Source organism: Nocardia sp. CWNU-33, from assembly GCF_046764895.1.
Classification (GTDB): domain Bacteria; phylum Actinomycetota; class Actinomycetes; order Mycobacteriales; family Mycobacteriaceae; genus Nocardia.
Genome location: NZ_JBKOQN010000082.1, coordinates 1 through 5,444, shown reverse-complemented (window position 1 = coordinate 5,444; position 5,444 = coordinate 1). Strand labels below are relative to the sequence as shown.

Here is a 5,444-nt window from a genome sequence, read left to right as displayed (position 1 = left end):
TCGTGAATGATGTTCCGGCGGTGTCCTACTCTCCCACACCCTGTCGAGTGCAGTACCATCGGCGCTGGCAGGCTTAGCTTCCGGGTTCGGAATGGGACCGGGCGTTTCCCTGCCGCTATGGCCGCCGTAACTCTATGAAACTATCCACAGAGAGCACACCAAACAATCACCAAAATCCTTGGATCAAGCAAGGATGCTTCTGTATCTGTGTGTTGTTTCAGATACCGCACAGTGGACGCGTAGCCTCTTCGTTGGTAAGTCCTCGGCCGATTAGTACCAGTCACCTACACCCGTTACCGAGCTTCCAGTTCTGGCCTATCAACCCCATGGTCTGTGGGGGGCCTTAACCACTCAAAGGTGGTGAGAAACCTCATCTTGGAACAGGCTTCCCGCTTAGATGCTTTCAGCGGTTATCCCTTCCGAACGTAGCTAACCAGCAGTGCTCCTGGCGGAACAACTGGCACACCAGAGGTTCGTCCGTCCCGGTCCTCTCGTACTAGGGACAGCCTTCCTCAAGTTTCTGACGCGCGCGGCGGATAGAGACCGAACTGTCTCACGACGTTCTAAACCCAGCTCGCGTGCCGCTTTAATGGGCGAACAGCCCAACCCTTGGGACCTACTCCAGCCCCAGGATGCGACGAGCCGACATCGAGGTGCCAAACCATCCCGTCGATATGGACTCTTGGGGAAGATCAGCCTGTTATCCCCGGGGTACCTTTTATCCGTTGAGCGACACCGCTTCCACTTGCCGGTGCCGGATCACTAGTCCCGACTTTCGTCCCTGCTCGAGCTGTCGCTCTCACAGTCAAGCTCCCTTGTGCACTTGCACTCGACACCTGATTGCCAACCAGGCTGAGGGAACCTTTGGGCGCCTCCGTTACATTTTAGGAGGCAACCGCCCCAGTTAAACTACCCACCAGGCACTGTCCCTGAACCAGATCATGGTCCGAGGTTAGAGGTCCAATACGATCAGAGTGGTATTTCAACGATGACTCCACGAACACTGGCGTGCCCGCTTCACAGTCTCCCACCTATCCTACACAAACCGTACCGAACACCAATACCAAGCTATAGTGAAGGTCCCGGGGTCTTTTCGTCCTGCCGCGCGTAACGAGCATCTTTACTCGTAATGCAATTTCGCCGAGTCTGTGGTTGAGACAGCAGAGAAGTCGTTACGCCATTCGTGCAGGTCGGAACTTACCCGACAAGGAATTTCGCTACCTTAGGATGGTTATAGTTACCACCGCCGTTTACCGGGGCTTAAATTCTCAGCTTCGCGCCGAAGCGCTAACCGGTCCTCTTAACCTTCCGGCACCGGGCAGGCGTCAGTCCGTATACATCGTCTTACGACTTCGCACGGACCTGTGTTTTTAGTAAACAGTCGCTTCTCTCTGGTCTCTGCGACCCAACCCAGCTCCGAGAGTAAATCTCATCACCAGACCGGGTCCCCCTTCTCCCGAAGTTACGGGGGCATTTTGCCGAGTTCCTTAACCACAGTTCTCTCGATCGCCTTAGTATTCTCTACCTGACCACCTGTGTCGGTTTGGGGTACGGGCCGTGTACCAACTCACTAGAGGCTTTTCTCGGCAGCATAGGATCACTGAATTCGCCTCAATCGGCTACGCATCACCTCTCAGGCACATGCTGTGCGGATTTGCCTACACAACGCCCTACAGGCTTACACCAGTACAACCACTGACTGGCCCAGCTACCTTCCTGCGTCACCCCATCGCTTGACTACTACCAGCCAGGGTCATGTGCATCCCTCCACTCGAGACCCGAAGGTCTTCTCGGAAGTTCAGGACACTTAGCACAACTGATTCATCATGGGCGCGGATACACGGGTACGGGAATATCAACCCGTTGTCCATCGACTACGCCTGTCGGCCTCGCCTTAGGTCCCGACTCACCCTGGGCGGATTAACCTGGCCCAGGAACCCTTGGTCATTCGGCGGACGAGTTTCTCACTCGTCTTTCGCTACTCATGCCTGCATTCTCACTCCCGTAGCCTCCACGGCTGGATCACTCCGCCGCTTCCCTGGCTACAGGACGCTCCCCTACCCATCCACACCACTGCACCACCCCCCGCAGGGAATGGCGGATGTATTGTGTGAATGCCGCGGCTTCGGCGGTGTACTTGAGCCCCGCTACATTGTCGGCGCAGGATCACTTGACCAGTGAGCTATTACGCACTCTTTCAAGGGTGGCTGCTTCTAAGCCAACCTCCTGGTTGTCTTCGCGACCCCACATCCTTTTCCACTTAGTACACGCTTAGGGGCCTTAGCCGGCGATCTGGGCTGTTTCCCTCTCGACTACGAAGCTTATCCCCCGCAGTCTCACTGCCGCGCTCTCACACACCGGCATTCGGAGTTTGGCTGATTTCGGTAAGCTTGTAGGCCCCCTAGACCATCCAGTAGCTCTACCTCCGGTGTGAAACACGCGACGCTGCACCTAAATGCATTTCGGGGAGAACCAGCTATCACGGAGTTTGATTGGCCTTTCACCCCTACCCACAGCTCATCCCCTCAGTTTTCAACCTAAGTGGGTTCGGGCCTCCACGACGTCTTACCGTCGCTTCACCCTGGCCATGGGTAGATCACTCCGCTTCGGGTCTAGAACATGCGACTGGAAACGCCCTATTCGGACTCGCTTTCGCTACGGCTACCCCACACGGGTTAACCTCGCCACATGCCACTAACTCGCAGGCTCATTCTTCAAAAGGCACGCCATCACCCACCCAACCGAAGTTGGCGCAGGCCCTGACGGATTGTAAGCGCACGGTTTCAGGTACTATTTCACTCCCCTCCCGGGGTACTTTTCACCTTTCCCTCACGGTACTAGTCCGCTATCGGTCACCAGGGAGTATTCAGGCTTACCGGGTGGTCCCGGCAGATTCACAGCAGATTTCACGGGCCCGCTGCTACTCGGGCACTCACTACGAGAGCCGCCAGGTTTTCGTCTACGGGATTCTCACCCTCTACGACAGGCCGTTCCAGACCACTTCGACTAACCCAACGGTTTCTTACTCTCGCTCATCACGGCAGTGATAAGAAAATGAGCCCCACTACCCCACATGGACAACGCCTGCCGGCTATCACATCCACATGGTTTAGCCTCATCCGCTTTCGCTCGCCACTACTCACGGAATCACTGTTGTTTTCTCTTCCTGTGGGTACTGAGATGTTTCACTTCCCCACGTTCCCTCCACACACCCTATATATTCAGATGCGGGTAACACGACATCACTCGTGCTGGGTTTCCCCATTCGGAAATCCTCGGATCTCAGCTCGGTTGACAGCTCCCCGAGGCTTATCGCAGCCTCCTACGTCCTTCATCGGCTCCTGGTGCCAAGGCATCCACCGTACGCTCTTAAACACTTACTAACAAAGATGCTCGCGTCCACTGTGCAGTTCTCAAACAACACACAAGGCCAAACCCTGACTCAGCACCAGCCGAGAATCCGAAAACCCTCGCGGTATGACTGAAGATCCAGCCTTGTCGTTATCTTGCCTAAGAGGAAACACTCGCGTGTTCTCTCAGGACCCAACAGTGTGTCGATATATCTCTCGCCGACCAACCACTCAGAGTCGGTCGATACGCGAAGGAAGTTGTCAGCGTTCCACCCATGAGCGTCCGCCGGAAAACGTATGTTTCCGAAACGGTCTCTGGCATCAACGTTTACCATCCCCGACTCTTCGGGGTGCGATGCAGAAGTGCTCCTTAGAAAGGAGGTGATCCAGCCGCACCTTCCGGTACGGCTACCTTGTTACGACTTCGTCCCAATCGCCAATCCCACCTTCGACGGCTCCCTCCACAAGGGTTAGGCCACCGGCTTCGGGTGTTACCGACTTTCATGACGTGACGGGCGGTGTGTACAAGGCCCGGGAACGTATTCACCGCAGCGTTGCTGATCTGCGATTACTAGCGACTCCAACTTCACGGGGTCGAGTTGCAGACCCCGATCCGAACTGAGACCGGCTTTAAGGGATTCGCTCCACCTCACGGTATCGCAGCCCTCTGTACCGGCCATTGTAGCATGTGTGAAGCCCTGGACATAAGGGGCATGATGACTTGACGTCGTCCCCACCTTCCTCCGAGTTGACCCCGGCAGTCTCTCACGAGTCCCCGCCATTACGCGCTGGCAACATAAGATAAGGGTTGCGCTCGTTGCGGGACTTAACCCAACATCTCACGACACGAGCTGACGACAGCCATGCACCACCTGTACACCGACCACAAGGGGGCCTACATCTCTGCAGGTTTCCGGTGTATGTCAAACCCAGGTAAGGTTCTTCGCGTTGCATCGAATTAATCCACATGCTCCGCCGCTTGTGCGGGCCCCCGTCAATTCCTTTGAGTTTTAGCCTTGCGGCCGTACTCCCCAGGCGGGGTACTTAATGCGTTAGCTACGGCACGGATCCCGTGGAAGGAAACCCACACCTAGTACCCACCGTTTACGGCGTGGACTACCAGGGTATCTAATCCTGTTCGCTACCCACGCTTTCGCTTCTCAGCGTCAGTTACTTCCCAGAGACCCGCCTTCGCCACCGGTGTTCCTCCTGATATCTGCGCATTTCACCGCTACACCAGGAATTCCAGTCTCCCCTGAAGTACTCAAGTCTGCCCGTATCGCCTGCAAGCTCACAGTTGAGCTGTGAGTTTTCACAGACGACGCGACAAACCGCCTACAAGCTCTTTACGCCCAGTAATTCCGGACAACGCTCGCACCCTACGTATTACCGCGGCTGCTGGCACGTAGTTGGCCGGTGCTTCTTCTACAGGTACCGTCACTTGCGCTTCGTCCCTGTCGAAAGAGGTTTACAACCCGAAGGCCGTCATCCCTCACGCGGCGTCGCTGCATCAGGCTTTCGCCCATTGTGCAATATTCCCCACTGCTGCCTCCCGTAGGAGTCTGGGCCGTGTCTCAGTCCCAGTGTGGCCGGTCACCCTCTCAGGTCGGCTACCCGTCGTCGCCTTGGTAGGCCGTTACCCCACCAACAAGCTGATAGGCCGCGGGCCCATCTCGCACCGATAAATCTTTCCACCAAAAACCATGCAGCTCTTGGTCATATCCGGTATTAGACCCAGTTTCCCAGGCTTATCCCGAAGTGCGAGGCAGATCACCCACGTGTTACTCACCCGTTCGCCGCTCGTGTACCCCGAAGGGCCTTACCGCTCGACTTGCATGTGTTAAGCACGCCGCCAGCGTTCGTCCTGAGCCAGGATCAAACTCTCCGTTGAAGACTCTCAACCACACCCCGAAGGGTGTAATCAGAAGAATAACTAGAGTCCGAAAACCTAGCAAAACAAAACGCCAGCAAAAAGATTTGCTGACTAAATGTCCAACCCTACAACCGGGGGGTATGTAAGGCCGGAACCAATTAAATAATTGGCACTGACATTCATCGACACACTATTGAGTTCTCAAAGAACACACGCACACA

General features: G+C 55.7%; 3 rRNA genes. All 3 read right to left on the bottom strand.

What is annotated here, in order from left to right:
- Positions 1-12: 12 nt before the first annotated feature.
- Positions 13-129: ribosomal RNA gene (gene rrf, locus ACLMAL_RS39270) — 5S ribosomal RNA — on the bottom strand.
- A gap of 121 nt (positions 130-250) precedes the next feature.
- Positions 251-3,383: ribosomal RNA gene (locus ACLMAL_RS39265) — 23S ribosomal RNA — on the bottom strand.
- Positions 3,384-3,724: 341 nt separating this feature from the next.
- Positions 3,725-5,241, bottom strand: a 16S ribosomal RNA gene (locus ACLMAL_RS39260).
- Together the 16S, 23S and 5S rRNA genes form the textbook arrangement of a ribosomal RNA operon.
- Between the last annotated feature and the right edge of the window lie 203 nt (positions 5,242-5,444).